The sequence below is a fragment of the Mycoplana sp. BE70 genome, assembly GCF_031455855.1.
In the GTDB taxonomy this organism is placed as follows: Bacteria; Pseudomonadota; Alphaproteobacteria; order Rhizobiales; family Rhizobiaceae; genus Mycoplana.
This window is the reverse complement of sequence record NZ_JAVDTM010000020.1, coordinates 1-26061: the sequence shown is the minus strand read 5'-3', so window position 1 is coordinate 26061 and position 26061 is coordinate 1. Positions and strand designations below refer to the sequence as shown.

Here is a 26061-nt window from a genome sequence, read left to right as displayed (position 1 = left end):
CAGTCAATCCTGTCCTGCCGCTGCCTTCGCTGGCGCGGCGAACGCGAAGAGGGAAATATCCAGCGTGCGGCGCACGGCGGCGAACAGGAGCAGAGCCTCGATTGCCATCGCGCCGGCTGTGGCGAAGGCGGCGCCCATGATGCCAAAGGCCGGAATGAGAGAGATGTTGAGGCCGAGATTGGCCGCAAGCGCCACCGCATAGAGGCCCATGCAGAGCTTCTGCTGGCCGGCCATCGTCAGCAGCACCTCGCCTGGCCCGACGGCAGCTTTTGCCAGAACTCCGAAAAACAGGATCACCATGACGCCATAGCCTGCCGGGAAAGCGGGACCAAACAGCGACAGCAGGAAGTCACCTGCGAGCAGGACGCAACCGCCGACGGCGAGCGACGGCCAGAAGCTCCAGCGCACGGTCTCGGCGGCAAAGGCGGCCAGGTTGAGGCGATCGCCCTGGCCATAGAGAGAGGAAAAGCGCGGTGCCGCGGCGGCCTTGACGGAAAACAGCACGAAATGGACGAGCGCCATCGTCTTTGCCGCGGCGAAATAGATTGCCACGCTTTCGGGGTCGAGCACGAGGCCGACAACCACGACGTCGGAATTCGTCAGCAGGAAGCCGAATCCTTCGATCAGGAAGATCGGTAGCGCCATCCGTATCCAGGTTCCGAACTCAATCTGATGCTGTCCGCGGCGGTAGGTACGCCGAAGCCGAAGGGTGACGTTAAAGAATTGCGCGACCGAGGTGAGATAGGTCGCGGCGAGCGCGGCCCCCATCGCTGTTTGCGCGGATTGAGGAGCGCCCAGCCAAACTGCGCCGACCAGAAACAACAGGATCAGCAGCGGCCGCACGAGGTAGGTCGGGCTCAAGGCAACGACGGCCCAGCTGTGGGCACGCGCCGTTCCTTCCAGGACATCGCCGAGCGCGATCATCGGCAGGCAGAAGAGGCCGAGATAGACGGGGATGATGTAGTAGTTCTCGATGTGGTCCGCGAACAACCAGAGACCGAGCAACCCCGAGGCGGCCACCAGGCTTGCTGACACCATGGCAAAGCTGCGGGCCGTGGCGGTCAGTCCGCGGATCTCGTCGAAGGCGTTGCGGGCGCTGTATTCGGGCAGGAACCGCACGACCGTGGAGTGGAAGCCAAGGCATGAAAGATTGCCGAATAGGACCACCAGTACCCAGACGAAGACAAAGATGCCGTACTCGAACTCTCCCATCATCCGCGCCATGACGATCTGGGAGACGAACGCGATGGCCGCACTGACGATGCGGATGACGAAAGCGATCAGTGCCATGCGCTGGGCGCGCATCCGCGGATCACTTCCGGCCAGTATTTCGGCCAGGTGGCGCAAAGCGGGTGCGGCCCTGCGGCGCAGTCCGCTTGGCAGCAGCTTTTCCGCCGACTGAATGACCGCCATGAACACAGGGACCCGCACGCAAACACAGAAACACCCGTGCACTCTTGGCAGATCACGGTTAACAAAGGGTGGGTATCCACCAACAAGGCAGAGACATGACGATCGATCCACAAGAAAGGGCGCGCATGCTGAGGGCGCGTTCGATCGGGCCGACGATGGTCCGCTATCTTGAGGAGATCGGGATCGAACGCCTGTCGGATCTGATCGGCGCGAGCGCCGAGGAACTGGCCTTCCGCATCGATATCTCGCTTGGCCGCAAGCACATGAACAGGCTGGGGGTCACGGCCCTGGCGAACCTGATCGCGCTGGCGGAGGCGGAGTGTGGACAATGGTCAGAAACAGAGATGCCGCCCGAAGGCGGCACCTGATCGCTTGAAATCCAGGAAGATCGTTCGAGCAATTTAGACCTGCTCGAACGCACCGTGGCAGTGCTTGTATTTCTTGCCCGAGCCACAGGGGCACGGCTCGTTGCGCGCGACCTTGCCCCAGGTCGAGGGATTCTGCGGATCGCGGTCTTCGGGGTTGACCGGGACGGCCATGAAGCCGCCGCTGCCTTCGCCGAAGTCGTCCTCGCCGGTCGTCCCGTCGATGTGGTGTCCTTCCATATCCGGAAGGGCCGGAGCGGGGGCCTCGGCCGCCTCGCGGACCAGTTCGACCCGCATCAACTGGGCCGTCACCGTCTGGCGGAGGTTGGCCAGCAGCGCCTGGAACAGCTCGAAGGCCTCGCCCTTGTACTCCTGCAGCGGATCACGCTGGGCATAGCCGCGGAAACCGATGACGGAGCGCAGGTGATCGAGATTGACGATGTGCTCGCGCCACAGATGGTCGATCGTCTGCAGCACGACCGATTTCTCGACATAGGCCATGATCTGCGGCCCGAAGCGCTCGGCGCGGTCGGCGGCAGCCTGGTCCGCGGCGGACTTGACCCGCGCCAGGATGTCGGCTTCGTCGATGCCTTCCTCGGCGGCCCACTGCTCGATCGGCAGATCCAGGTTCAGGTGTTGGGCGACGCCTGCCTTGAGGCCGGCGACGTCCCACTGCTCGGCGTAGGCGTGCTCGGGGATGTGCAGCTTGACGAGGTTCTCGATGACCTCGTGGCGCATGTCCTCGACGATCTCCGTCAGGCTCTCGGCGTCCATCAGTTCGAGCCGCTGCTCGAAGATGACCTTGCGCTGGTCGTTCAGTACGTCGTCGTATTTCAGCAGGTTCTTGCGGATGTCGAAGTTGCGCGCCTCGACCTTCTTCTGGGCGCGTTCGAGCGCCTTGTTGATCCAGGGATGGACGATTGCCTCGCCCTCCTTGAGGCCGAGCTTCTGCAGCATGCCGTCCATGCGGTCGGAGCCGAAGATGCGCATCAGGTCGTCCTGCAGCGACAGGTAGAACTTCGAGCGGCCGGGGTCGCCCTGGCGGCCGGAGCGGCCGCGCAGCTGGTTGTCGATGCGACGGCTTTCGTGCCGTTCGGTCGCAAGGACGTAGAGACCGCCGGCAGCAAGCGCCTGCTCCTTCAGCGCCTTGACTTCCTCGACAATCGCCGCCCGCTTGGCATCGCGCTCCGGACCGGGCTCGATTTCGGCGAGATCGCGCTCCAGGCGCATGTCGAGGTTGCCGCCGAGCTGGATGTCGGTGCCGCGGCCGGCCATGTTGGTCGCGATCGTGACGGCGCCCGGCACGCCGGCCTGGCTGACGATGTAGGCTTCCTGCTCGTGATAGCGTGCGTTCAGGACCTGGAAGTTCTTCACACCCGACATCTTCAAGCGCTCGGCGAGAAGCTCGGACTTCTCGATCGAGGTCGTGCCGACCAGGATCGGCTGGCCGCGCTTCTGCGCGTCCTTGATCTCTTCGATGATCGCCTTGTATTTTTCTTCCGCTGTCCGGTAGACCTCGTCGTCTTCGTCAAGACGCTTGATCGGCAGGTTGGTCGGTACTTCGACGACCTCAAGGCCGTAGATGTTGCCGAACTCTTCCGCTTCCGTCGAAGCCGTGCCGGTCATGCCGCCAAGCTTCTCGTACATGCGGAAGTAGTTCTGGAAGGTCACCGAGGCCAGCGTCTGGTTTTCCGGCTGGATCTGTACCTTTTCCTTGGCTTCCAGCGCCTGGTGCTGGCCTTCCGAATAACGACGGCCCGGCATCATGCGGCCGGTGAACTCGTCGATGATGACGATCTCGTCGTTGCGAACGATGTAGTCCTTATCGCGGGTGAAGAGCTTGTGGGCCTTCAGCGCGTTGTTGATGTGGTGGACGATGGCGACGTTCTCGACGTCGTACAGCGATTCGCCCTTCAGCAGCCCCGCATCGCGCAGCAGGTTCTCCAGCTTCTCGGTGCCGATTTCGGAAAAGTTGGCCGAGCGCTGCTTCTCGTCGATCTCGTAGTCTTCCTCCGACAGCATCGGAATGAAGGCGTCGATGGTGATGTAGAGATCGGAGCGGTCATCGAGCGGGCCGGAGATGATCAGCGGCGTGCGCGCTTCGTCGACCAGGATCGAGTCTACTTCGTCGACGATCGCGTAGTAGTGGCCGCGCTGGACCATCTGGACGCGCTCATACTTCATGTTGTCGCGCAGATAGTCGAAGCCGAGCTCGTTGTTCGTCGCATAGGTGATGTCGCTGGCATAGGCCTCGCGGCGCTGGTCGTCATCGAGGCCGTGGACGATCACGCCGGTCGACATGCCGAGAAAGCCGTAGATCTTGCCCATCATGGCCGCATCGCGGCGGGCGAGATAGTCGTTGACAGTGACGACGTGCACGCCGCGGCTGGCAAGGGCGTTCAGATAGACCGGCAGCGTTGCGACCAGCGTCTTGCCTTCACCGGTCTTCATCTCCGCGATCGACTTCTCATGCAGGATCATGCCGCCGATGAGCTGGACGTCGAAGGGGCGCAGGCCGAGCACACGAACGGCTGCCTCGCGAACAACGGCGAAGGCCGGGATAAGCAGGTCGTCCAGCGACTTGCCGTCCGCAAACTGCTTGCGGAACTCCAGCGTCTTGGCGGCGAGCTGCTCGTCCGAAAGCGCCTTCATCTCGGCTTCGAGGGCATTGATCGCGTCGACCCGGGGCTTGTAAGAACGGACGCGGCGCTCGTTGGACGAGCCGAACAGTTTGCGGGCGAGGCCGCCGAGGCTGACCATCGGGATGGTCCTTTCTTTGGTGTCGGGGGCGTTTCGCGGGGCTTGCAAGATGCGCGCAAACGGCGTGAAACGCCCGGAAACGTTCTGGACGCGAGATTGCGTGACAGATAAGAGGGGGGTCGAATGATGTCAACGGCGCAATCGGTTACACAACCGCCACATTCCGGTGTTTTTGAACCGTTCGAGTGCCCGTTTCGCCCCGAAGTCGGCCGTCTGTGAAAGGTTTATGAGGATGTTTAAATACAGCAAGCTTGCAGCCGTCGCGTTCATCGCGATCGCAGCTGCCCACGGCGCGGCCTTCGCAGAAGACCAGCCCGATCCGGTCGTCGCCAAGGTCGGTGGGGTCGAAATCCGCCAGTCCGAAATCGATCTCGCCACGGCCGGTCTCGACCCGCAGCTCGCGAATCTGCCGCCGGAGCAGAAGAAGGTTGCTGCCCTCTCGGCCCTGATCGACGTGAAGCTGCTCGCTGCCGATGCGACGAAGGAAGGGCTGGAGAACGACGCGGCGTTCAAGCAGCGTGTCGCCTACCTGACCGAGCGCGAGCTGCACAACGCCTATTTCAAGAAGCACGTTGTCGACGCGATAACACCGGAAGAGGTGAAGGCCCGCTACGAAAAGGAAATTGCTGCGGTCGAGCCGCAGGAAGAGGTGCGCGCCCGTCATATCCTGGTCAAGACCGAAGAGGAGGCGAAGGAAATCATCGTCGCCCTCGACGGTGGTAAGAATTTCGCCGATCTCGCCAAGGAAAAGTCGACCGATGCAGCCTCGGAAGGCGGCGACCTCGGCTATTTCACCAAGGGTCGCATGGTGCCTGAATTCGAGGCGGCGGCCTTCGCGCTTGAAAAGGGCGCCTACACGAAGACCCCCGTCAAGACGCAATTCGGCTACCACGTTATCCTGGTGGAGGACAAGCGCAAGCAGGCCCCGCCGACCCTGGAACAGGTCGAGCCGCAGGTTCGCCAGATGGTCATGCGTGACAAGTATATCGCGCTTATCGAGGCCGCAAAGGCATCGGCCGCCGTCGAGATCGAGGATCCGGAGCTGAAGAAGACCTACGACGAGATCAACAAGTCGCAGACCGGTGCGGAGAGCGAACCGGCCGCGGAGCCGAAAAAGAACTGATCCATAGACTGGCCCGCCAACAACGGCGGGCCTTCCACCGCTTACCGGGAATCGCCATGTCTGCCACCGTCTCGCCGCTTGCCCCGAAATCCTACGCTGAAATGCCGCCGGTCCGTGGCGTGCGCATGGCAACCGCCGCCGCCGGCATCAAGTACAAGGGGCGCACCGATGTGCTGATGATGGTGTTCGACGCGCCGGCTGCTGCCGCCGGCGTCTTCACCACGTCCAAGTGTCCATCGGCACCCGTGGACTTCTGCAAGGAGAACCTTTCGGGCGGCAAGGCTCGCGCGGTAGTGGTCAACTCCGGCAACGCAAATGCGTTTACCGGGCGGAAGGGGCGCGAATCCACGGCGATGACAGCGGCGGCCGCCGCCAAGGCGGTCGGCTGCGGCGAGGGCGAGGTGTTTCTCGCCTCTACCGGCGTGATCGGCGAACCGCTCGACGCCACGAAATTTTCCGGCGTGTTGGATGAACTTGCGGTCTCTGCCAAGGAGGATTTCTGGTTCGAGGCTGCAAAGGCGATCATGACCACGGATACCTATCCGAAGGTCGCCACGCGCTCTGCCAAGATCGGTAGTGCGACCGTTCGCATCAACGGCATCGCCAAGGGGGCCGGTATGATCGCGCCGGACATGGCGACGATGCTCTCCTTCGTGGTGACGGATGCGGACATTCCGGCAACCGTGCTGCAGGCACTTCTTTCCGAAGGCGTCGGCCCGACCTTCAACTCGGTGACGGTCGACAGCGACACCTCCACCTCCGACACCCTGATGCTGTTTGCAACCGGGGCGGCTTCGGCCGACGGCCAGCCGTCGATCGAAGGTGCGGCAGATGCGGCGCTTACCGAGTTCCGGGCGGCATTGAACGACCTTTTGAAAGATCTCGCCCTGCAGGTGGTTCGCGACGGCGAAGGCGCGCGCAAGATGGTGGCGGTCACGGTCGAGGGCGCCGAGAATGACGCCGCGGCCAAGCGCATCGCCCTTTCCATCGCCAATTCGCCGCTGGTCAAGACGGCGGTTGCCGGCGAAGACGCCAACTGGGGGCGGGTGGTGATGGCCGTGGGCAAGTCCGGGGAGATGGCCGACCGCGATCGCCTCGCGATCTGGTTTGGCGATGTGCGCGTCGCCGTCGACGGCGAGCGGGATCCGAGCTATTCGGAACAGGCAGCCTCTGCCGTCATGAAGGAACAGGACATCGCCGTCCGTGTCGACATCGGCCTCGGCTCCGGCAGGGCGACCGTGTGGACCTGCGATCTCACGAAGGAATACGTCGAGATCAATGGCGACTATCGCAGTTGATGGTCGGGGTATCCAAAATGACCAATCCTGACCTCGCTCGCATCAGGGAGCAGAACGCCATGGCTGATCTGGCAAGCGTGCGCCGGCTCGAAGCCGTCGGCTTCCGTGCCTGGCCGGCCGCGTCTACCCAGTATGACGGCAGCTGGCTCATTCGCCTGACCGCCGGCCATCCGTCCAAACGGCTGAATTCCGTCAACCCGCTCGATCCATCCGACACGCGCGATATTTCGCTTCGGCTGGAGAAAGCTGGCAAGCGTTTTTCTGATTACGGGCGGCGGCTGCTTGTTCGCCAGACCCCGCTTGCACCGCCGGCGCTGATCGCTTTCATGGACGAGGCCGGATGGACCCGTATCGGCGAGACTGCGGTCATGGTGGTGGACCTCACCGAGACCGTAACGGCGGAAAGTGCCGACGGCGTGGAACACGTGCCAAGCCGCGACGTCGGTCGCTTCGTCGATGCCCGCATCCGCGTTGCCGGTGAGGATCCGGCGCTCAAGCCCGGCCTCACCGAGATTGTCAGTGCGATCAAGCCGGAGGCCGGGCTGTTCATCTTCGAGGAGCCGGGTTTCGGCCCCTCCGCGGTCTCGCTGACGGTGCAGGACAATGACCTGGCCGGGATTCTGCAGCTGGCCGTTGCACCAGAGTTGCGTGGCCGCGGCATCGGCACGACCATTCTGCATTCCTCCCTGCGATGGGCCCGGCTGCGCGGCGCCAAGCGGGCCTGGGTACAGGCAGAGATCGACAACGAGGGCGCGCTCGCGCTCTATCGTCAGGCGGGCTTCCGCGAAGTCTATCGCTACATCTACCGTGGGCCCGAGAAGCCATGACGCCATCAGCCTCCCGCAAAATCGTCCTCGTTGCCGCTTGTGCGCTGATCGATGCGGACGGGCGCATTCTCCTGGCGCAGCGGCCGGAAGGAAAGGCGCTCGCCGGCCTGTGGGAGTTCCCCGGCGGCAAGGTCGAGCCCGGCGAGACGCCGGAGGAGACGCTGATCCGCGAACTGCACGAGGAGCTGGGCATCACCACCAAGGTCGCGTGTCTGGCGCCGCTGACGTTTGCGAGCCATACCTATGACGACTTCCACCTGCTGATGCCGCTCTATGTCTGCCGTCGATACGAGGGCACGGCGCACGGCCGCGAGGGACAGGCGCTGAAATGGGTCAAGCCGAAGATGCTGCGGGACTATCCGATGCCGCCGGCCGACGAGCCGCTGATCCCGTACCTGATGGATTTGTTGTGATAAGGCATCACCGCGGCATCTTTCTCTGCCTTCGTTAATCCATCGTTTATCTCCGTCGTCCAAATAATGGGCTTGCTGTTGCGTTGCCGTGCCGATTGGCGTGGGGCGTCGTGGCACTTTTGAACCGGCGCATGTTGCGTCCGTTGTCCGGGGTTCCCGACGGCGGAGCTTGCGTCAGTATGAAGGTCCATCGAGAGTTACGGGAATGCGGGACGACGAATTCTGGCAAGCAGTTCAGGACAAGGAACTGACGACGGTGTCCGGAAACGGCCGCACCGGCGTGCTCAACCTTGCGCTCTTGTTCGGTACGGCGGCAATCGCGCTTGCGCTGGTCCTGACGCCGGTCCTATCGTCCAAGACGACGACGCGTATCATGGCGCAGACACCGGACGAGTTCGATATGATGTCGACCGGATCGGTGCCGAAGCGCGGTGAAGGGAAGCGCTACACGGTTCGCCGAAGCGTGTTGCAGGAAATGCCCGGCGCGGTTTGCATAGTCGATGGAAACGGCGTCTCAAGCGGCTGCTGAGCGATCGTTCGACCTGAGGCATCGCCGCCAAGCTCACTGGTATTAACGGAGGCAAGGCCGCAATGCGCATAATCACATCTCTCATGCTGGATCGAAGCGGGGCGACCGCTATCGAATACGGCCTCATCGCTGCTCTTGTCTCCATTGGCCTGATCGGCGGGCTGATGGCGCTCAGCGACAGTCTCACCAACGTCTTCATGACGGTGGAAGGCCATGTGAGAGGCGCGGGTTAACAGCGCCCGCGAATATTCTCAGCGATTTTTAATCGAGCGGTTTCGCCTTGAGCGCATCCGCCAGTCTTGCTTTTGCCGATCCCGGCTTGAGCGGCTTTTGCTGGCTTTCGTGGGGCGCCCAGCCGGAGACGTAGATGACCGTGAAGGTCGCGCGGACCCGCCCGTCCGGATCCGAATAGCGCTCGGCATAGAGTTCGGCCGCGCGCATGAAGAAGGCCTGCGACAAGGGCTTGCGGCTGCGGGCGACGAGCGGGTTGGCCATGCCCATGGCGCGCAGGTCGCGCATCAGCGGAAAAATCGAATCGTAGCGGACGGTGTAGGTCTCCTTGTCCGTAACGGGCAACGCAAAGCCTGCGCGCTGGAGTAGAGCGCCGACATCGCGAATATCGGTAAAGGGGATCACGCGCGGGCTGGCGCCGCCGGTGAGTTCGACCTCGACCTGCAGCAGCACGTCACGCAACTCCTGAAGGGTGTCGGCGCCCGGGATGGCGGCAAGGAAGAGCCCATCGGGCCTGAGCGCCCGGCGAATCTGCACGAACACCCCAGGGGTGTCGTTGGTGAGATGCAGCGACAGCGGTGAGACGGCAAGGTTGATCGATGCCGCCTCCAGCGGCAGGTGTTCCAGCGGCGCCGCCACGAAGGCATCGCCGGGTCTTGCAAAAGCGATGTTGGTCTCAATCCGCCTGGTGTTCCCGATCTTTCCGGTTCGTTGCAAAGCGTCGGCAACAATTCCGCTGTAGCCGTGGATCTCCACCGCGTCATCGAAGCGACGTTCGATGACGCCGAGCCGCTCAGCCAACTCGTCGGCTGCCACCTTCAGCAGGAAATCCGCCGGCGGCGTCCGAAGCGTGCGCAGCCGGTTCGTCTCAACCAGGGCTTGATCGAAGATCGCTTCCAATGGACAATTCCTGTCTTCGGGGCCGACGTTCAGCGCCGGCGCTAGTTTTGTCATGCAAAGGCGACATGGAAATAGGAATGTCAATCACGTGACGCAAACCGGGCTCGCCAAAATGCGCTCGATTGTCGCGAGCGGCGGTCGAAGAGCGGCCGTGGCATTGGTAGATTTCGTCTATCCGCCGACCTGCCCGGGCTGTCAGGTGGCCGTCGGAAGGCATGCCGGAATCTGCGGCCCTTGCTGGTCTTCCTTGCGCTTCATCGAGCGGCCGTATTGCGAGGTCCTTGGGATGCCCTTCTCCCAGGATCTGGGGCCGGAAATCCTGAGCGCCGATGCGATCGCCAATCCGCCCCCCTTCGCTCGCCTCCGATCGGCAGTGGTGCATGATGGACTGGCGCGCACGCTGGTGCACGGCTTGAAATATCGAGACCGCACGGAAATGGCGCCGATGATGGCGGCCTGGATGGTGCGGGCCGGCGCCGATTTGGTCGAGGCTTGTGACGTGATCGTGCCGGTGCCGCTCCATCGCTACCGCCTGTTCATGCGCAAGTTCAATCAGTCGGGCGAGCTTGCGCGGGCGATCGCCCGGCAGACCGGCAAGCCGCTCGTCATCGGCGCGCTGCGGCGGACGCGTCGCACCAGGCAGCAGGTAGGACTGAGTGCCGCGGCACGGCAGGACAACGTTCAAGGTGCTTTTGCGGTGACACCGTTCGGCAAGGCAGAGCTGTTCGGCAAGCGCGTCCTTCTGGTCGACGACGTCTACACGACCGGAGCGACCGTATCGGCCGCCGCGCGCGCGCTCAAGCGCGGCGGCGCGGCGGAGATCGGTGTTTTGACCTTTGCAAGGGCGCTCGGCAACCATATATGAAGGAACGGAAACCGTCAGCGCTCACGGAGAATTTGCAGGCATGGCATCGGTCGATATCTACACGCGGCAATTTTGCGGCTACTGCGCCGCGGCCAAGAAACTTCTCGAAGTAAAAGGCGTTGCCTATCGGGAGTACGACGCGACCAATGCTCCGGAAATCCGTCAGGAGATGATCAACCGGGCTGGCCGCAACACCTTCCCGCAGATCTTCATCGACGGCGCGCATGTCGGTGGCTGCGACGATCTGCACGCGCTGGAGCGCGCGGGCAAGCTCGATCCAATGTTGGCAGCGTGAGGGAGATGACGATGTCCGTGAAGATCGCCGCCGTCCAGATGTGTTCCGGCATTGATCCGGAGGCCAACGCCGAGGCGATGGCCCGGCTCGTGCGCCAGGCTGCCGCCCAGGGAGCGGTGTATGTGCAAACCCCGGAGATGACGGGTGCGGTGCAGAAGGATCGCGCGGGACTGGATGCCGTGCTGAAGAACGAGGCTGATGATGTGATCGCCAGGACGGCGTCCGATCTTGCCCGCGAACTCGACATCTATGTGCATGTCGGCTCGACGGCGATCGCGCTTGCGGACGGCAAGATCGCCAACCGGGGACTGCTGTTTGCGCCCGGCGGCGCACGGGTTTGCACCTACGACAAGATCCACATGTTCGATGTCGACCTCGACAACGGGGAGAGCTGGCGCGAGAGCGCTGTCTACAGTCCCGGTGCGGTGTCGAAGCTTGCCAATCTTCCTTTCGGCAAGCTGGGCTTTGCCATTTGCTACGACGTGCGTTTCCCGGAGCTCTTCAAGACGCTCGCCCAGGCAGGAGCGCAGATCATCTCAGTGCCGGCCGCGTTTACCCGGCAGACGGGCGAGGCGCACTGGGAGACCCTTCTGCGGGCGCGCGCCATCGAAAACGGTGTCTTCATCATCGCCGCCGCACAGGCCGGGGTGCACGAAGACGGGCGCGAGACCTTCGGCCACTCGATCATCATTGATCCCTGGGGGCGTGTGCTTTCGGTCGCCGGAGGATCCGGCGAGGCTGTCATCACGGCGGACATCGATATCGGGGCGGTCAAGGCCGCTCATGACCGGATCCCGAATCTCAAGAACGGGCGCGCGTTCACGTTGGAAGAGATCGCTCTTTTCGAAGGGAGGCGTTAGAGCTTGATTCGCTACGATCTTGTTTGTGACAACGCCCATGGTTTCGAGGGCTGGTTTGGCTCGGCCGCGGATTTCGACCGGCAGAAGGAGCGGGCGCTCGTCCGTTGCCCGACCTGTGGCTCGCCGCGCGTGACCAAGCGCCTGATGGCGCCGGCCGTGTCGACGACGCGCAAGAAGGAAGAGCAGCGCCACGCCGTCATGAACGCGCACAATCAGGAGATGCTTGGCAAACTGCGCGACCTCGTCGCCACGATCAAGGCGAACGCGGAGGATGTCGGTGAGCGTTTTCCGGAGGAGGCGCGCAAGATCCATTATGGCGAGGCCGAGCAGCGCGGCCTGATCGGCAAGGCGACGGCCGACGAGGCCCGCGCGCTGATCGAGGAGGGCGTGGAGATCGCGCCGCTTCCGGTTCTGCCCGACGACACCAATTGAAAGCGGCGGAGCGTCCCACCTAAGGGCTACAAAGCTTGAGTGGAAACGGTACGTGGACCGGGGGTGGCGTGGCGCTCACTCCTTCGGGCGACGCGCCACCAGCATGTAATTCACGTCCATGTCCCGCGACAGGTTCCACTGGTTGGATAGCGGGTTGAAGAAGACGCCGGAGCGGTCGGTGATGGAGAGACCCGCGGCCGTGAGCGGTCGTTCAATCTCTTCGGGGCGCACCAGTTTCTCATACTGGTGGGTGCCCTTCGGCAGCCACCGCAAGACATTCTCGGCCGCGAAGATGGCAAGTGCTGCGGCTTTCAGCGTGCGATTGATCGTTGCCACGAACATCATGCCATCGGGACGCACCATCGAGGCGCAGGTGGTGAGAAAGAAATCGACGTCGGCCACGTGCTCGACGACTTCCATGTTGAGGACGATGTCGAAGCTCTCGCCGGCCTCCGCAAGCGCTTCCGCGGTCACGGCGCGGTAATCGACCTCAACACCACTGCCGGCCGCATGCGTCTTGGCGATGCCGATGTTCTTCTCCGATGCATCGGCGCCGAGCACGGTTGCGCCCATGCGGGCCATTGGCTCGGACAAGAGCCCGCCACCGCAGCCGATGTCGAGAATTCTGAGGCCCTCGAGCGGCCGATGCGCCTTCGAATCGCGGCCGAAATGGGCGGAGGCGAGATCGCGGATATAGGTAAGGCGGACGGGATTGAACTTGTGCAGCGGGCGAAACTTGCCGGACGGATCCCACCACTCCGCGGCCATGGCGGAGAAGCGGTCGACTTCGGCCTGGTCGATGGTCGTGCGGGCAGTCTCGCTCATGGGTTTCTCCGTGGTTCTCTTATGATTTGAAGTCGGACGGTTGCGGCCGGAAGTCAAGAGGCAGGCAAGAGGGTACGTTCTCGACTTCCCGAGTCGCGGCAGTCCAAAATGAAGGCACGCCTGCAACCCTTCACGTAAGGGCGCTGACATTCGGAGGTCATCGGCGCTGCCCGGTGCTTTTCCGGTTGACGCCTTGGCCTATGCCTTCTCCGCCATGTCGGCGTGCCGGTGCACGAGTTGCCATTGACCGTTGGTGCGCCGGAAGATTTCGGTGACGCGCAGGCGCATCGGAACGGCATCCACCGCGCCCTTCAGGCGTGCCTTGGCGTTCTGGTAGCCGACCCAATAGCCGATCTTGCCGTCGTGCCCCATGTGAATGATCTCGATGTCGCTCTCGCCGCCGGCATCGAACGCGGTGGCGTCATCGACATAGCGGGCAAGCACTTGCTCGGCTCCTTCTGCGACCGGCCCCATCGGGTGGAAGAAGCTCGCAGGGGAATCGGTTGCGGCGATCTGTTTGAGTGGGCCTGTATCGCCGTTGATATAGGCGCGGGCCACCTCTTTGCGCTTCTGGATAAAGGCATGGAAATCGTCTGCCATGACGCGGTCTCCGTTCGGCTCGTGCACAGCTGCCTGTGCTTCGACGGGGAAGGCCCGATCTTCGGCCGTTCCGGCCGCAGTTGCAACAGTTTGAGCGATGTGCGCTGCTGGGCTGTCGTTACCGCGCATAATGTGGCCCCGCCTTACCATTGCGCCCCGCCCCCTCTTCCGCTAAGAGACCCCGCGACTTTCCGCGCGCGTCCGCGCGACCCATCAGTACCGGTAGATAGATATGGCACGCATCGTGATGAAATTCGGCGGGACCTCCGTCGCTGACCTGGACCGCATCCACAATGTCGCGCGCCACGTCAAACGCGAGGTCGATGCCGGCAACGAGGTCGCTGTCGTCGTCTCGGCCATGTCCGGCAAGACCAACGAACTGGTCGGCTGGGTACAGGGCATGCCGAAGGCCACCGGTGCCAGCTCGCCCTTCTACGACGCGCGCGAATACGACGCGATCGTCGCCTCCGGGGAGCTGGTGACCTCGGGGCTGCTGGCGATCGCCTTGCAGTCGATGGGCGTCAACGCCCGCTCCTGGCAGGGCTGGCAGATCCCGATCAGGACCGACAACGCCCATGGCGCCGCCCGTATCCTCGACATCGACGGCACGGAGATCATCCGCCGCATGAGCGAGGGCCAGGTCGCCGTCGTCGCCGGGTTCCAGGGCCTCGGTCCGGACAATCGCGTCGCGACGCTCGGCCGTGGCGGTTCGGACACCTCGGCTGTGGCGATCGCCGCGGCGGTGAAGGCGGATCGCTGCGATATCTACACCGACGTCGACGGCGTCTACACGACCGACCCGCGCATCGAACCGAAGGCCCGCCGCCTGAAGCAGATCGCATTCGAGGAAATGCTGGAAATGGCGTCGCTGGGCGCCAAGGTGCTGCAGGTGCGCTCGGTCGAGCTTGCCATGGTGCACAAGGTGCGCACCTTCGTGCGCTCGTCCTTCGAGGATCCCGATGCGCCGGGCATGGGCGATCTTCTGAACCCGCCCGGCACGCTGATTTGTGATGAGGATGAGATCGTGGAACAGGAAGTCGTAACCGGCATCGCCTATGCCAAGGATGAAGCGCAGATCTCGCTGCGGCGCGTCGCCGACCGGCCCGGCGTTTCGGCCGGGATTTTCGGCCCGCTTGCCGAGGCCCACATCAACGTCGACATGATCGTCCAGAACACCTCCGAGGACGGCTCGAAGACCGACATGACCTTCACGGTGCCCTCCGGCGACGTGGAGAAGTCGCTCAAGGTGCTCGAAGCTGCGAAGGACAAGATCGGCTTTGACGTGATCCAGCACGAGACCGGCCTGGTCAAGGTTTCGGTCATCGGCATCGGCATGCGCAGCCATGCCGGTGTTGCCGCCTCGGCCTTCCGTGCGCTGGCCGAGAAGGGGATCAACATCAAGGCGATCACCACCTCGGAAATCAAGATTTCCATCCTGATCGACGGTCCCTACGCGGAACTCGCAGTCCGCACTTTGCATTCCGTCTACGGTCTCGATAAGAAGTAAACGACGGGATTCGTCAGGCGCCCGCCTGGCCGCATCCAGGGTGGATACATTTTCGGGAGACGCCACGCGATGAGAGACCTCTCCGCGGGTCCGCGCGTACTTCTCAAGCGGCTGCGCGAACTAATGGCGGAGCCGCTCGAGCCACAGGATCGCCTGGACCAGATCGTGCGCCAGATCGCACAGAACATGGTCGCCGAAGTGTGCTCCGTCTACGTGCTGCGGTCCGATGGCATCCTCGAGCTCTATGCTACCGAGGGCCTTAATCCGGGCGCCGTCCACCTGGCCCAGCTGAAGATGGGCCAGGGCCTCGTCGGTACGATCGCTGCCTCCGCCCAGCCACTCAACCTCTCCGACGCCCAGTCGCACCCCGCCTTCCGCTACCTGCCGGAAACGGGCGAGGAGATCTACCACTCCTTTCTCGGCGTGCCGATTCTCAGGACCGGCCGTGCACTTGGCGTTCTCGTCGTGCAGAACAAGGCCAGCCGCACCTATCGCGAAGACGAGGTCGAGGCGCTGGAAACGACGGCGATGGTGCTCGCCGAGATGGTCGCGACCGGTGAACTGAAAAAGCTTACCAAGTCGGGACTGGAGCTCGATCTGTCGCGGCCGGTGTCGATCGACGGCGCCAGTTTTGGTGAGGGGATCGGGCTCGGCTATGTCGTGCTGCATGAGCCACGCATCGTCGTCACCAATCTTCTGAACGAGGATTCGGAGCACGAGCTCGGCCGGCTTGCGGAGGCGCTGGGGAGCCTGCGCATTTCTATCGACGACATGCTGTCGCGGCGCGACGTGCCTGACGAGGGCGAGCATCGTGAAGTGCTCGAGACTTACCGCATGTTCGCCCACGATCGCGGATGGGTGCGCAAGCTGGAGGAGGCGATCCGAAACGGCCTGACGGCGGAAGCCGCGGTCGAGCGGGTGCAGAGCGAAATGAAGGCGCGGATGATCCGGCTGACGGACCCATACCTGCGTGAACGCATGCACGATTTCGACGACCTCGCCAACCGGCTGCTGCGGCAGTTGACGGGCTATGGCGCGAAGCTGTCCGCCAGCAGTTTCCCAAATGATGCGATCGTCGTGGCGCGCGCCATGGGGGCAGCGGAACTGCTCGACTATCCGCGCGAGAACGTGCGCGGACTGGTTCTCGAAGAGGGGGCGGTCACGAGCCATGTGGTGATCGTTGCCCGCGCCATGGGGATTCCCGTCGTCGGGCAGGCGGTGGGTGCGGTTGCACTTGCCGAGAACAACGACGCGATCATCATCGACGGTGATGAAGCCAAGGTGCACCTGCGCCCCGTGCAGGACCTGCAGCGGTCCTATGAGGACAAGGTCAGGCTTCGGGCCCGCCGCCAGGCGCAGTATCGCGCGCTCGTCGCGGTCGAGCCGGTGACGAAGGACGGCCAGAAGATCAACCTCCAGATGAATGCCGGCCTGCTTGTGGACCTGCCGCATCTGGCCGAATCGGGCGCTCTCGGCATCGGCCTCTTCCGTACCGAACTGCAATTCATGATCGCTTCGACCATGCCGAAGGCCGAGGAGCAGGAAGCCTTCTATCGCAGCGTGCTGAAGCAGGCCGCTGGACGGCCGGTGACGTTCCGCACCCTCGATATCGGCGGCGACAAGGTGGTTCCCTACTTCCGCAGCACCGACGAGGAAAACCCGGCGCTCGGCTGGCGGGCGATCCGGCTGTCGCTGGACCGGCCGGGGCTGCTGCGCACCCAGCTGCGCGCCATGCTGCGGGCAACCGCCGGCGGCGAGCTGCGGCTGATGCTGCCGATGGTGACGGAAGTCGCCGAGCTGAAGGAGGCGCGTTCGCTGCTGCAGAAGGAGATCGAGCGGCAATCGAAGATCGGTGAGCAGTTGCCGAAGAAGCTGCAGTTCGGCGCCATGCTGGAGGTGCCGGCGCTCCTTTGGCAGCTCGACGAGCTCATGGAAGAGGTCGACTTCGTCTCTGTCGGCTCGAACGATCTCTTTCAGTTCACGATGGCGGTCGACCGAGGCAACGCACGCGTCTCCGACCGTTTCGACAACCTCGGGCGCCCGTTCCTGCGGGTGCTGCGTGACATCGTGCGGGCCGGGGAGCGCAATGCCACGCCCGTCACGCTCTGTGGGGAAATGGCGGGCAAACCGGTCACGGCGATGGCGCTGATCGGTATTGGTTTCCGTTCGGTGTCGATGTCTGCGACCGCGCTGGGGCCGGTCAAGGCGATGCTCTTGAGCCTTGATGCCGGAAAGCTTGAGACGGCACTGAACGCGGCACTCGAGGACACGCAGCCGACACAGACGGTTCGACAGATCCTGGCGGATTTCGCCGCCGAGAACAGTATTCCGCTGTAGCGACCCTGGGCTTTCGCGGATGCGGTGACAATCTTTAACATCCGCGCACAGGCTTTGGCGTCCCACAGGGTATGTGCAGCGGTGCGCGACAGAAAAATTTGGAGTTCCACGGTGGCCAAGCTTCCGGTTGAAAAGATGCGCGAACTGGAACGCCGCTTCGGCGAAATCGAGGCGCGCATGTCTGCCGGTCCCGATTCGGAGACCTATGTACGGCTTGCTTCCGAGTATTCCGAGTTGCAGCCGGTGGTGACGAAGATTCGCGAATTCCAGAAGGCCGAGAGTGAGATCGCCGATCTCGAGGCGATGCTTGCCGACAAGGGAACGGATCGCGAGATGCGCGACCTCGCCGAAATGGAGCTACCGGATCTGAAGGCGCGCATGGAAACGCTAGAGCAGGACATGCAGATCCTGCTCCTGCCCAAGGACGCCGCCGACGAGAAGAGCGCCATCCTGGAAATCCGCGCCGGCACCGGCGGTTCGGAAGCCGCGCTCTTCGCCGGCGACCTGTTTCGCATGTACGAGCGCTTCGCCGCGGCGAACGGCTGGAAGGTCGAGGTGCTTTCCGCGAACGAAGGCGAGGCTGGCGGCTACAAGGAAATCATCGCGACGATCTCCGGGCGCGGCGTGTTCGCCAAGCTGAAGTTCGAATCGGGGGTGCACCGGGTGCAGCGCGTGCCGGAGACCGAGGCGAGCGGGCGGATTCACACCTCGGCCGCCACGGTCGCCGTTCTGCCGGAGGCCGAGGATATCGACATCGAGATCCGCCCGGAGGACATCCGCATCGACACGATGCGCTCGTCGGGCGCCGGCGGCCAGCACGTCAACACGACCGACTCTGCGGTGCGCATCACCCACCTGCCGACGGGGCTGATCGTGACAAGTTCTGAGAAGTCGCAACACCAGAACCGTGCCAAAGCAATGCAGGTGCTTCGCTCGCGTCTTTACGACATGGAGCGGCAGAGGGCCGAAAGCGAGCGCTCGGCCGACCGCAAGAGCCAGGTGGGCTCGGGCGACCGCTCCGAGCGCATCCGCACCTACAATTTCCCACAGGGGCGGGTGACTGACCATCGCATCAACCTGACACTATACAAGCTCGACCGGATGATGGAGGGCGAGATCGACGAGGTGGTGGACGCGCTGGTCGCCGATTACCAGGCCGGTCAGCTTGCCCAACTCGCCGAACAGCGGGGCTGATCCATGGCGACTGCCACCGTTGCCGATGCGCTTGCCGATGTGCGCCGGCGCCTGGCTGAAGGCGGGGTCGCGGATGCCGCTCGCGAGGCGCGGCTTCTGGTCGGCGGACTGTTGAAGCTGGAGCCGGCGGCGCTGATCTCCGGGGGGGCGCGCGCTCTGGACACGTCGGAGCAGGAACTGCTTGCCAGTGCTGTATTTCGCCGACTGAACAGGGAGCCGGTGTACCGCATCCTCGGCAGCCGCCCGTTTTTCGATCTGGTGCTGACGCTTTCGCCCGACACGCTCGAACCCCGGCCGGACACGGAAATTCTTGTCGAACGACTGATCCCTCGGGCGCAAAAGATCGTCGCTGACAGGGGGGCTTGCCGGGTTCTCGACCTTGGGACGGGAACTGGCGCGATCTGTCTTGCGTTGGTTCAAGCGGTGCCCGGTGTCGTCGGTACCGGAACCGATATTTCGCCGGGCGCTCTTGAGACGGCCCGGGCTAATGCCCGGCTGAACGGTCTTGCGGACCGGTTCGAGGCGGTGGAGAGCGACTGGTTTGCCGGCATTGACGGCACCTATGACATCATAGTGTCAAATCCACCGTATATTCCGTCGGTCGTGGTTGAGGGCCTCGACGACGAGGTGCGGCGTTTCGATCCGCGGCGGGCGCTGGACGGCGGCAACGATGGGCTGGATGCCTATCGCGCGATTGCCGGCGGTGCGGCAGGCCATCTGGCCACGGCAGGCTTCGTCGGCTTCGAGATCGGCTTCGACCAGAAGGAACCGGTCACGGTGCTGATGGGCGAGCAGGGGTTCCGCCTGATTGAGGCGGCGCAGGATCTCGGCGGCAACGATCGCGCGCTCATTTTTGTCAGGGCCTGAGGCGATCGTATTGTTGCAGATGCACAACTTGCGGTGCCGGCGCCAAGATGTCGCAAAGAAAAGGCTTGGAATCATCGGTGAAGCGGGATAGGTTGCCCATACGCACCGGGCAAGGGTCACAGGAAACAGATTTAGTCTGATGTGACCGACGCGAAGCTTTCTCTCATTGAAGAGTTGCTGGGGTTTAAGACTGCTCTGTGCAGGTACCTGTTAATTTGACGTTCAGCGGCAACAGGACCACCGAAGAGCGTGGTGTGTTCGCTGATGAAATTTCGCCCGGGCTGGCGTTTGCAGCCGGGTGGTGCAGATACACGATCATCAAGATTAGAGACTTCAGGTGAGTGAGACATGAGGCCAGGACAGCAAAACAAGCGCGGCCGCGGGCGTAACAACAACAACAATAACAACAATAACAACAATTTTCGCAAGGGCGGCGGCAATCCGTTGACCCGAACCTACGACAGCTCTGGACCCGACGTAAAGATCAGGGGCACGGCGCAGACGATCGCAGAGAAATATGCGGCGCTTGCGCGCGATGCGCAGAGTTCGGGCGATCGCGTGATTGCGGAGAACTATCTGCAGCACGCCGAGCACTACAATCGCATCATTCTTTCGGCACAGCAGCAGATGCAGGAGCGCCACCAGCGCGACGATCGCAGCGACTTCAACGACCGTGACGGGTTCGATCGCGACCAGGACGATGGCGATTTCGCCGCCGGGGACGATGTGCCGGCGAGCGCCCCACCGGCACCTGTCGAGGCCCCGGTAACGGAGGCCGTCATCGATGGGACCGGCCCGCAGCCGATCATCGAGGGTACACCGGCAGAGGTTTCGCTGGAGGAAGAGGACACAGCGAGCGCGCGCCAACCGTCGCGACGTCGCAACGCCCCCCGCCAGCGCCGCCCGCGTCGCGGCGAGGCTCAGCAGGGCGGAGAAGAGGCGCAGGCAGCATCTGCGGATAGCGGTGATGCGCCCGTCCTTGAGGCTGCTGCTTCCGAGTAAGGAGAATTCCACCGGCCTAACGGTGCGATCTCTGCAACATGACAATATGCCGCCCGCGATTCCGCGGGCGGTTTGCTTTCTGATCCGATATCCTCGAGACGATGATCCCGGGTCCTGTGCCGCAGCCGCGCCCTGCCTGAAAACATGTGAATCACCGTTGCGTCGGTCGCCACAAACTTGATGGTTGCCTCCTTTAATTTCGCCACCGCATCCCCATATTCGACCTCGTAAAGCACAGGCTTGCCTTTAAGGGAGCCTGATCCTGAATCGCCGATCGGCGCCGCAAAAGGGCCGGTCGAGTCATGGAGGTAGTCTATGAATATCGAGAAGTACTCCGAGCGCGTCCGCGGCTTTCTACAATCCGCACAGACCAAGGCGCTCGCCGACGGCAATCCCCAGTTTACCCCCGAACATGTCCTGAAGGTTCTGCTCGATGACGACCAGGGCATGGCGTCGTCGCTGATCGAGCGCGCCGGCGGCAATGCCAGGGAGGCGCGCCGCGCCAACGAGGCCGCCCTCGACAAGCTGCCGAAAGTGTCAGGTGGCAACGGCTCGCTGTCACTTTCCCAACCACTCGCGCGCGTGTTCGCCACTGCCGAAGATGCAGCGAAGAAGGCTGGCGACAGTTTTGTAACCGTCGAGCGCCTGCTTCTGGCATTGGCACTCGAAAAATCGGCGGCGACCGCGGAAATTTTGACCAAGGCCGGCGTGACCCCGCAGAAGCTCAATCAGGTCATCAATGATCTGCGCAAGGGCCGTACCGCCGACACGGCCAATGCCGAGCAGGGCTTCGACGCGCTGAAGAAATATGCGCGCGACCTGACCGCCGAGGCGCGTGACGGCAAGCTCGATCCGGTGATCGGCCGCGACGACGAGATCCGCCGCACCATCCAGGTGCTCTCCCGCCGCACCAAGAACAACCCGGTGCTGATCGGCGAGCCCGGCGTCGGCAAGACGGCGATCGCCGAAGGCCTCGCGCTGCGAATCGTCAACGGCGACGTGCCCGAGAGCCTGAAGGACAAGCGGCTGATGGCGCTCGACATGGGCGCGCTGATCGCCGGCGCCAAGTATCGCGGCGAGTTCGAGGAGCGGCTGAAGGCCGTGCTGAACGAGGTGCAGGCGGAAGCCGGCGAAATCATCCTCTTCATCGACGAGATGCACACGCTGGTCGGCGCCGGCAAGGCGGAGGGCGCGATGGATGCGTCGAACCTGCTGAAGCCCGCACTCGCTCGCGGCGAACTGCACTGCGTCGGCGCCACCACGCTCGACGAATACCGCAAGCATGTCGAGAAGGATGCCGCACTGGCCCGGCGATTCCAGCCGGTCTTCGTCGAGGAGCCGACGGTCGAGGACACGATCTCGATCCTGCGCGGCCTTAAGGAGAAATACGAGCAGCATCACAAGGTGCGGATCTCCGATTCGGCGCTCGTTGCGGCTGCGACGCTTTCCAACCGCTACATCACCGACCGCTTCCTGCCCGACAAGGCGATCGACCTGATGGACGAGGCCGCCTCGCGGCTGCGCATGCAGGTCGATTCCAAGCCCGAGGAGCTCGACGAGCTCGACCGGCGCATCATCCAGATGAAGATCGAGCGGGAGGCGCTGAAGAAGGAGACCGATCGTGCCTCGCAGGATCGGCTGGAGAAGCTCGAGCTCGACCTGACAGCCCTGGAAGAGGAGGCGGCGGCACTGACCGCCCGCTGGCAGGCGGAGAAGAGCAAGCTCGGCCATGCAGCCGAGTTGAAGAAGAGGCTCGACGAAGCTCGCAACGAACTGGCGATCGTCCAGCGCAAGGGCGAGTTCCAGCGCGCCGGCGAACTCACCTACGGCGTCATCCCGCAACTCGAAAGGGAGTTGCAGGAAGCCGAAAGCCGCGACCAAGCCGATGTGAACCCGATGGTGCAGGAGGTCGTCACCGCCGACAACATCGCCCAGATCGTTTCCCGCTGGACCGGAATTCCGGTCGACAAGATGCTGGAGGGCGAGCGCGACAAACTGCTTCGCATGGAGGACGAACTCGGTAAGTGGGTCGTCGGCCAGGGCGATGCCGTACAGGCGGTTTCGCGTGCGGTGCGCCGCGCCCGTGCCGGACTTCAGGATCCTAACCGGCCGATCGGCTCGTTCATCTTCCTCGGGCCCACCGGCGTTGGCAAGACGGAGCTGACCAAGGCGCTCGCTCGCTTCCTCTTCGACGACGAGACGGCAATCGTGCGCATGGACATGTCGGAATACATGGAGAAGCACTCCGTGGCCCGGCTGATCGGCGCGCCTCCCGGCTATGTCGGCTACGAGGAGGGCGGTGCGCTCACCGAGGCCGTGCGCCGGCGCCCCTACCAAGTGGTGCTGTTCGACGAAATCGAGAAGGCACACCCGGATGTGTTCAACGTCCTTTTGCAGGTGCTTGACGACGGGCGGCTGACCGACGGCCAGGGCCGTACCGTCGATTTCCGGAATACGCTGATCATCATGACGTCGAACCTCGGCGCCGAATACCTGACCCAGCTCGGCGAAGGTGACGACAGCGAGAAGGTTCGCGACGAGGTGATGGAGGTCGTGAAGGCGCACTTCCGGCCCGAGTTCCTCAACCGCGTCGACGAGATCATCCTGTTCCACCGCCTGCGGCGGACGGAGATGGGCGCGATCGTCGAAATCCAGTTGAAGCGCGTGCGGCAGTTGCTTGCCGACCGCAAGATCACGCTGGAACTGGACGAGGATGCGACGCACTGGTTGGCGGAGAAGGGGTACGATCCGGTCTACGGCGCTCGGCCGCTGAAGCGCGCCATCCAGAAGTATTTGCAGGACCCGCTCGCCGAGCAAATCCTTTCGGGCGACGTACCCGACGGCTCGACGGTGAAGGTCACCTCCGGCTCCGACCGGCTGCTGTTCCACACGAAGGGCAGCAAGAGCGAGGCGGCCTAACGAACCTGATGTGACCAGAAACAGCGCGCGGATCGGAATGGTCCGCGCGCTGTCTTGGTTTGGATGCGGACTGACGACAGCCTGCGATACGGACGGATCCTGCCGCCGTTCTTGGGATAGAAGCGTCGTTATGATGCGCTTGGCCCGCCGGCGCGTGGCGCTGTGAACATTCCCCGTGGAGGCAGGTCGGCGTGTACGGAGCCGCTACTCCTTGGCGGCGACTTCGTGGCCGTCTTCCTTGCGGCCGAGAAGGTCGTCGATGCGCTTGCGCTCAACCTGGAACTGTGCGAGGGCCTTGCCCTCGAGCGACGAGCCGCCCGGCAGGCGGATCTTCAACGGATCCACCTTGGTGCCGTTGACGATCAATTCGTAGTGAAGATGCGCTCCGGTCGACAGACCAGTCGACCCGACATAGCCGATCACCTGACCCTGCTTCACGTCGGCACCCGCCTTCACCCCCTTGGCGATCGCGCTCTGGTGGTTGTAGGACGATACGTATCCGTTCGCATGGCGGATCAGCGTCTGATTGCCATAGCCCGACGCCCAGCCGGCCTTTTCGACGGTGCCGTTGCCGGCGGCGATAATCGGTGTACCGCGCGGTGCGGACCAGTCCGCCCCGGTATGCATGCGCGAGAAACCGAGAATGGGGTGGCGGCGCATGCCATAGCCGGACGAGAAGCGCCCGTTCGGCACCGGGTTGCGCAGCAGGAACTGGCGAATGCTCTTGCCGTCCTGGTCGTAGTAGTCGACGGCGCCATCATCGGGATCCTGAAAGCGGTAGACGCGCGTTTCGTTGTCGCCGAACCGGGCGTTGATATAGAGCAGTTCGGAGTCGGTGGCGGCGATACCGGTCTGATCGGCGACGGAAAAGAATGCTTCGAGAGTGTCGTTCGGGCGAAGCTGCGCCTGGAAATCGACATTGCTGGCGAGGACACGGATCAACTGCGCCGTCATGTCCTTGCTCATGCCGTAGGACAAGGCGGCACGAAAAATGCCGTCATAGACCCGCGGCAGGTCGCGCCCCGAGACCATCGACGGGCGGCTGTCGCCGTCAAAGGCGCTGGCCACGGCGGCCAGCGGCGGTGGCTCGGCGCCGGGAATAAACCTGCCTCTATCGTCGACCGCCACGGTGGTGACGTGTCGGCCGCTGGAGTAGATGGAGGCGCGGACGATATCTGCCTGCTTGCCTTTCTGCATGACGCAAATGCGAAGGACATCACCCGCATTGAGTTGGCTGCCGCCAAGAGCGCCTTCGAGATAGCCGGACAGATCTTCGGCCTGGGCCTTCGTATATCCTGCACCGGTCATGACTTCGGCAATGCTCGCGGCGCGCCGGACCGGAACGACGTCATCCGCATATTCGGGATCGTCGGGTGTCAGCGTATCGAAGTCCGACACGCTCATGTTTTCCTCGACAATACGCGCCGTCAGGCCTTGCAAGAGATCCAGGTCGCCCGCATCGGAGGCAAATCGCTGCGGGTCGACATAATAGAGCGAGGCGACCTGGGTGCTGCCGTCGGTGAGCGCGGACCCGTTCGTGCGCACGTTCTCCTCGACTTCGTCCGCGGACATCTGGTCGGCATAGGCGAGCGCGGGCCCTCCGGTCGGAAAGTCGCCATTCTTCAGCGCGACCTCGGATTCGACATCGGATCCATAGATCGTGCCTGTGCGCGCCGCCGGCTGCTGTTCGTTCTTGTCGCCATCGGAAAAGATCGCCAGCGGATCGAAGCGGGGATAATCCTCGCCGGTGGAGTGATTGGCCGCCAGTGCCATCGTGACATGTGCGAACGGTTTGCGGCGGACCACTTCCTTCTCGCCGTCGTGGATCATGGTGGAGACCTCCATGATCTTCTTGTCGGTCGGCTTGGCGACGATGTTGGGCTCGAGGATGCGCTGGCCGCGCTTGACGGCGTTCCCCGCCTGGGGTGGGTGGTCGTGCGGCTCCAGCGCGGCATAGGCTTCCGCCGGAATCGCCAGCTGCTGACGGCCGTCAAGCGCCGCAAACAGCGCAACCCCCATCAGGATGGAAGAGGTAATACCGGTGAGGAACGTGCCGGAGAGCCAGCGCAACGAAATCTCACGACGGTCCGGGGCGCGTCGGCCATCCGCCAGGATTGGCGGCTCGTTGCCGAGCGTGCGGATCATGTTCCTGTCCGTCGTCGTCATGCCGATCGCGTTGGTCCCGTGTCGTTGTGCGCGCGCCGTTCCAGCGGCGAGAAGGTGTACATGTTAAGTGGCGCGAGTCAAATCAGGCGCAAGCGCATCTTGCTCCTTATGTAGCTGATGACGATGGCATTGTGAAAATATGAGGGCGGATCGGGAAAAGCGGCCCACAAGCCTGTGGACGAAGAAACTTCGTGACGGAACACGCTGGAAATCCGGGACTTGGCCGCTCTGCCATGTGAATTTTCGCAAAACCGTCATTTTTGCTGTTGACTTGGTTTGGGGTTGGGCCTAGAAACCGCCTCACCAACGAGGGCGGCGGCGCTGCTAGCGACT

At 63.4% G+C, this 26061-nt stretch carries 23 protein-coding genes; 17 read left to right on the top strand and 6 right to left on the bottom strand.

What is annotated here, in order from left to right; all coding sequences use genetic code 11:
* Window positions 1-3: 3 nt before the first annotated feature.
* Window positions 4-1413, bottom strand: a complete 1410-nt coding sequence (locus J2Y48_RS24550; protein WP_310424019.1) for a lipopolysaccharide biosynthesis protein — start codon at window positions 1411-1413, stop codon at window positions 4-6.
* 95 nt (window positions 1414-1508) lie between these two features.
* On the opposite strand from J2Y48_RS24550, the gene J2Y48_RS24545 reads away from it, so the two are divergent.
* Window positions 1509-1781, top strand: a complete 273-nt coding sequence (locus J2Y48_RS24545) for a hypothetical protein (protein WP_310424016.1) — start codon at window positions 1509-1511, stop codon at window positions 1779-1781.
* Window positions 1782-1814: 33 nt separating this feature from the next.
* On the opposite strand, the gene secA is transcribed toward J2Y48_RS24545, so the two are convergent.
* Window positions 1815-4538 carry a preprotein translocase subunit SecA gene (secA, locus tag J2Y48_RS24540; RefSeq protein WP_310424013.1) on the bottom strand — a complete coding sequence of 908 codons (2724 nt, stop codon included), beginning with the start codon at window positions 4536-4538 and terminating at the stop codon, window positions 1815-1817.
* Between the two features lie 232 nt (window positions 4539-4770).
* Here secA and J2Y48_RS24535 point away from each other — a divergent pair, with 232 nt between their 5' ends.
* The 6 genes from J2Y48_RS24535 to J2Y48_RS24510 all read left to right on the top strand — a co-directional run bounded on the left by J2Y48_RS24535 (window position 4771) and on the right by J2Y48_RS24510 (window position 8961).
* Window positions 4771-5661 carry a peptidylprolyl isomerase gene (locus J2Y48_RS24535; RefSeq protein ID WP_310424078.1) on the top strand — a complete coding sequence of 297 codons (891 nt, stop codon included), beginning with the start codon at window positions 4771-4773 and terminating at the stop codon, window positions 5659-5661.
* Window positions 5662-5717: 56 nt separating this feature from the next.
* The gene (gene argJ / locus J2Y48_RS24530; protein WP_310424009.1) at window positions 5718-6959 is read left to right on the top strand and encodes a bifunctional glutamate N-acetyltransferase/amino-acid acetyltransferase ArgJ; all 1242 of its coding nucleotides are present in this window, start codon (window positions 5718-5720) and stop codon (window positions 6957-6959) included.
* Between the two features lie 17 nt (window positions 6960-6976).
* Window positions 6977-7786 carry a GNAT family N-acetyltransferase gene (locus J2Y48_RS24525; RefSeq protein ID WP_310424006.1) on the top strand — a complete coding sequence of 270 codons (810 nt, stop codon included), beginning with the start codon at window positions 6977-6979 and terminating at the stop codon, window positions 7784-7786.
* Window positions 7783-8199: an 8-oxo-dGTP diphosphatase MutT gene (mutT, locus tag J2Y48_RS24520; protein WP_310424004.1), complete on the top strand. Its 417-nt coding sequence runs from the start codon at window positions 7783-7785 to the stop codon at window positions 8197-8199. Before J2Y48_RS24525 ends, mutT begins: the two co-directional genes overlap by 4 nt.
* Window positions 8200-8404: 205 nt before the next feature.
* Window positions 8405-8728 carry a hypothetical protein gene (locus J2Y48_RS24515; protein WP_310424001.1) on the top strand — a complete coding sequence of 108 codons (324 nt, stop codon included), beginning with the start codon at window positions 8405-8407 and terminating at the stop codon, window positions 8726-8728.
* Window positions 8729-8790: 62 nt separating this feature from the next.
* Entirely contained in the window at window positions 8791-8961 is a 171-nt protein-coding gene (locus tag J2Y48_RS24510) for a Flp family type IVb pilin (RefSeq protein ID WP_310423998.1), read from the top strand.
* A 28-nt stretch (window positions 8962-8989) separates the two neighbouring features.
* Here J2Y48_RS24510 and J2Y48_RS24505 read toward each other — a convergent pair whose 3' ends face one another.
* Window positions 8990-9859, bottom strand: coding sequence for a methyltransferase domain-containing protein (locus J2Y48_RS24505; protein WP_310424075.1), 870 nt, complete (start codon window positions 9857-9859; stop codon window positions 8990-8992).
* Window positions 9860-9971: 112 nt separating this feature from the next.
* On the opposite strand from J2Y48_RS24505, the gene J2Y48_RS24500 reads away from it, so the two are divergent.
* Genes J2Y48_RS24500 through J2Y48_RS24485 form a run of 4 tightly spaced genes read left to right on the top strand, consistent with a single transcriptional unit; the run spans window position 9972 to window position 12311 of the window.
* Complete coding sequence (locus J2Y48_RS24500) at window positions 9972-10724, top strand: ComF family protein (RefSeq protein WP_310424072.1); 753 nt, start codon at window positions 9972-9974, stop codon at window positions 10722-10724.
* A 40-nt stretch (window positions 10725-10764) separates the two neighbouring features.
* A complete protein-coding gene (gene grxC / locus J2Y48_RS24495) occupies window positions 10765-11019 on the top strand; it encodes a glutaredoxin 3 (RefSeq protein WP_310423996.1) in 255 nt (84 codons plus the stop codon).
* A gap of 11 nt (window positions 11020-11030) precedes the next feature.
* Window positions 11031-11879, top strand: a complete 849-nt coding sequence (locus J2Y48_RS24490) for a carbon-nitrogen hydrolase family protein (protein WP_310423993.1) — start codon at window positions 11031-11033, stop codon at window positions 11877-11879.
* Between the two features lie 3 nt (window positions 11880-11882).
* Window positions 11883-12311, top strand: coding sequence for a DUF1178 family protein (locus J2Y48_RS24485; protein WP_310423990.1), 429 nt, complete (start codon window positions 11883-11885; stop codon window positions 12309-12311).
* A gap of 75 nt (window positions 12312-12386) precedes the next feature.
* Here the strand turns inward: J2Y48_RS24485 and ubiG are convergent, their stop codons facing one another.
* Together ubiG and J2Y48_RS24475 are read right to left on the bottom strand one after the other, a co-directional pair.
* The gene (gene ubiG, locus J2Y48_RS24480; RefSeq protein ID WP_310423985.1) at window positions 12387-13136 is read right to left on the bottom strand and encodes a bifunctional 2-polyprenyl-6-hydroxyphenol methylase/3-demethylubiquinol 3-O-methyltransferase UbiG; all 750 of its coding nucleotides are present in this window, start codon (window positions 13134-13136) and stop codon (window positions 12387-12389) included.
* 198 nt (window positions 13137-13334) lie between these two features.
* Window positions 13335-13736: a nuclear transport factor 2 family protein gene (locus J2Y48_RS24475; protein WP_310423982.1), complete on the bottom strand. Its 402-nt coding sequence runs from the start codon at window positions 13734-13736 to the stop codon at window positions 13335-13337.
* Window positions 13737-13968: 232 nt separating this feature from the next.
* Here J2Y48_RS24475 and J2Y48_RS24470 point away from each other — a divergent pair, with 232 nt between their 5' ends.
* From J2Y48_RS24470 to clpB, 6 genes are all read left to right on the top strand, one after another.
* Window positions 13969-15243, top strand: coding sequence for an aspartate kinase (locus J2Y48_RS24470; protein ID WP_310423980.1), 1275 nt, complete (start codon window positions 13969-13971; stop codon window positions 15241-15243).
* A gap of 69 nt (window positions 15244-15312) precedes the next feature.
* Window positions 15313-17580: a phosphoenolpyruvate--protein phosphotransferase gene (ptsP, locus tag J2Y48_RS24465; protein ID WP_310423976.1), complete on the top strand. Its 2268-nt coding sequence runs from the start codon at window positions 15313-15315 to the stop codon at window positions 17578-17580.
* A 111-nt stretch (window positions 17581-17691) separates the two neighbouring features.
* Window positions 17692-18774, top strand: a complete 1083-nt coding sequence (prfA, locus tag J2Y48_RS24460) for a peptide chain release factor 1 (RefSeq protein ID WP_310423973.1) — start codon at window positions 17692-17694, stop codon at window positions 18772-18774.
* A gap of 3 nt (window positions 18775-18777) precedes the next feature.
* Window positions 18778-19641 carry a peptide chain release factor N(5)-glutamine methyltransferase gene (prmC, locus tag J2Y48_RS24455; protein ID WP_310423970.1) on the top strand — a complete coding sequence of 288 codons (864 nt, stop codon included), beginning with the start codon at window positions 18778-18780 and terminating at the stop codon, window positions 19639-19641.
* Window positions 19642-19989: 348 nt separating this feature from the next.
* Entirely contained in the window at window positions 19990-20643 is a 654-nt protein-coding gene (locus J2Y48_RS24450; RefSeq protein ID WP_310423967.1) for a DUF4167 domain-containing protein, read from the top strand.
* Window positions 20644-20958: 315 nt separating this feature from the next.
* Window positions 20959-23562 (top strand): ATP-dependent chaperone ClpB, encoded by a 2604-nt coding sequence (gene clpB, locus J2Y48_RS24445; RefSeq protein WP_310423964.1) that lies wholly within the window; start codon window positions 20959-20961, stop codon window positions 23560-23562.
* A 204-nt stretch (window positions 23563-23766) separates the two neighbouring features.
* On the opposite strand, the gene J2Y48_RS24440 is transcribed toward clpB, so the two are convergent.
* Entirely contained in the window at window positions 23767-25707 is a 1941-nt protein-coding gene (locus J2Y48_RS24440; RefSeq protein WP_310424069.1) for a M23 family metallopeptidase, read from the bottom strand.
* Window positions 25708-26061: the final 354 nt, after the last annotated feature.

Bases quoted from the DNA above. Each gene is read 5' to 3' on its own strand.
- J2Y48_RS24470 (WP_310423980.1), top strand. From the start codon at position 13,969: ATGGCACGCATCGTGATGAAATTCGGCGGGACCTCCGTCGCTGACCTG.
- J2Y48_RS24515 (WP_310424001.1), top strand. From the start codon at position 8,405: ATGCGGGACGACGAATTCTGGCAAGCAGTTCAGGACAAGGAACTGACG.
- J2Y48_RS24545 (WP_310424016.1), top strand. From the start codon at position 1,509: ATGACGATCGATCCACAAGAAAGGGCGCGCATGCTGAGGGCGCGTTCG.
- mutT (WP_310424004.1), top strand. From the start codon at position 7,783: ATGACGCCATCAGCCTCCCGCAAAATCGTCCTCGTTGCCGCTTGTGCG.
- J2Y48_RS24535 (WP_310424078.1), top strand. From the start codon at position 4,771: ATGTTTAAATACAGCAAGCTTGCAGCCGTCGCGTTCATCGCGATCGCA.
- J2Y48_RS24490 (WP_310423993.1), top strand. From the start codon at position 11,031: ATGTCCGTGAAGATCGCCGCCGTCCAGATGTGTTCCGGCATTGATCCG.
- J2Y48_RS24450 (WP_310423967.1), top strand. From the start codon at position 19,990: ATGAGGCCAGGACAGCAAAACAAGCGCGGCCGCGGGCGTAACAACAAC.
- ptsP (WP_310423976.1), top strand. From the start codon at position 15,313: ATGAGAGACCTCTCCGCGGGTCCGCGCGTACTTCTCAAGCGGCTGCGC.
- J2Y48_RS24500 (WP_310424072.1), top strand. From the start codon at position 9,972: ATGCGCTCGATTGTCGCGAGCGGCGGTCGAAGAGCGGCCGTGGCATTG.
- J2Y48_RS24440 (WP_310424069.1), bottom strand. From the start codon at position 25,707: ATGATCCGCACGCTCGGCAACGAGCCGCCAATCCTGGCGGATGGCCGA.
- J2Y48_RS24525 (WP_310424006.1), top strand. From the start codon at position 6,977: ATGACCAATCCTGACCTCGCTCGCATCAGGGAGCAGAACGCCATGGCT.
- J2Y48_RS24550 (WP_310424019.1), bottom strand. From the start codon at position 1,413: ATGGCGGTCATTCAGTCGGCGGAAAAGCTGCTGCCAAGCGGACTGCGC.
- prmC (WP_310423970.1), top strand. From the start codon at position 18,778: ATGGCGACTGCCACCGTTGCCGATGCGCTTGCCGATGTGCGCCGGCGC.
- secA (WP_310424013.1), bottom strand. From the start codon at position 4,538: ATGGTCAGCCTCGGCGGCCTCGCCCGCAAACTGTTCGGCTCGTCCAAC.
- J2Y48_RS24475 (WP_310423982.1), bottom strand. From the start codon at position 13,736: ATGGCAGACGATTTCCATGCCTTTATCCAGAAGCGCAAAGAGGTGGCC.
- ubiG (WP_310423985.1), bottom strand. From the start codon at position 13,136: ATGAGCGAGACTGCCCGCACGACCATCGACCAGGCCGAAGTCGACCGC.
- grxC (WP_310423996.1), top strand. From the start codon at position 10,765: ATGGCATCGGTCGATATCTACACGCGGCAATTTTGCGGCTACTGCGCC.
- J2Y48_RS24510 (WP_310423998.1), top strand. From the start codon at position 8,791: ATGCGCATAATCACATCTCTCATGCTGGATCGAAGCGGGGCGACCGCT.
- argJ (WP_310424009.1), top strand. From the start codon at position 5,718: ATGTCTGCCACCGTCTCGCCGCTTGCCCCGAAATCCTACGCTGAAATG.
- clpB (WP_310423964.1), top strand. From the start codon at position 20,959: ATGAATATCGAGAAGTACTCCGAGCGCGTCCGCGGCTTTCTACAATCC.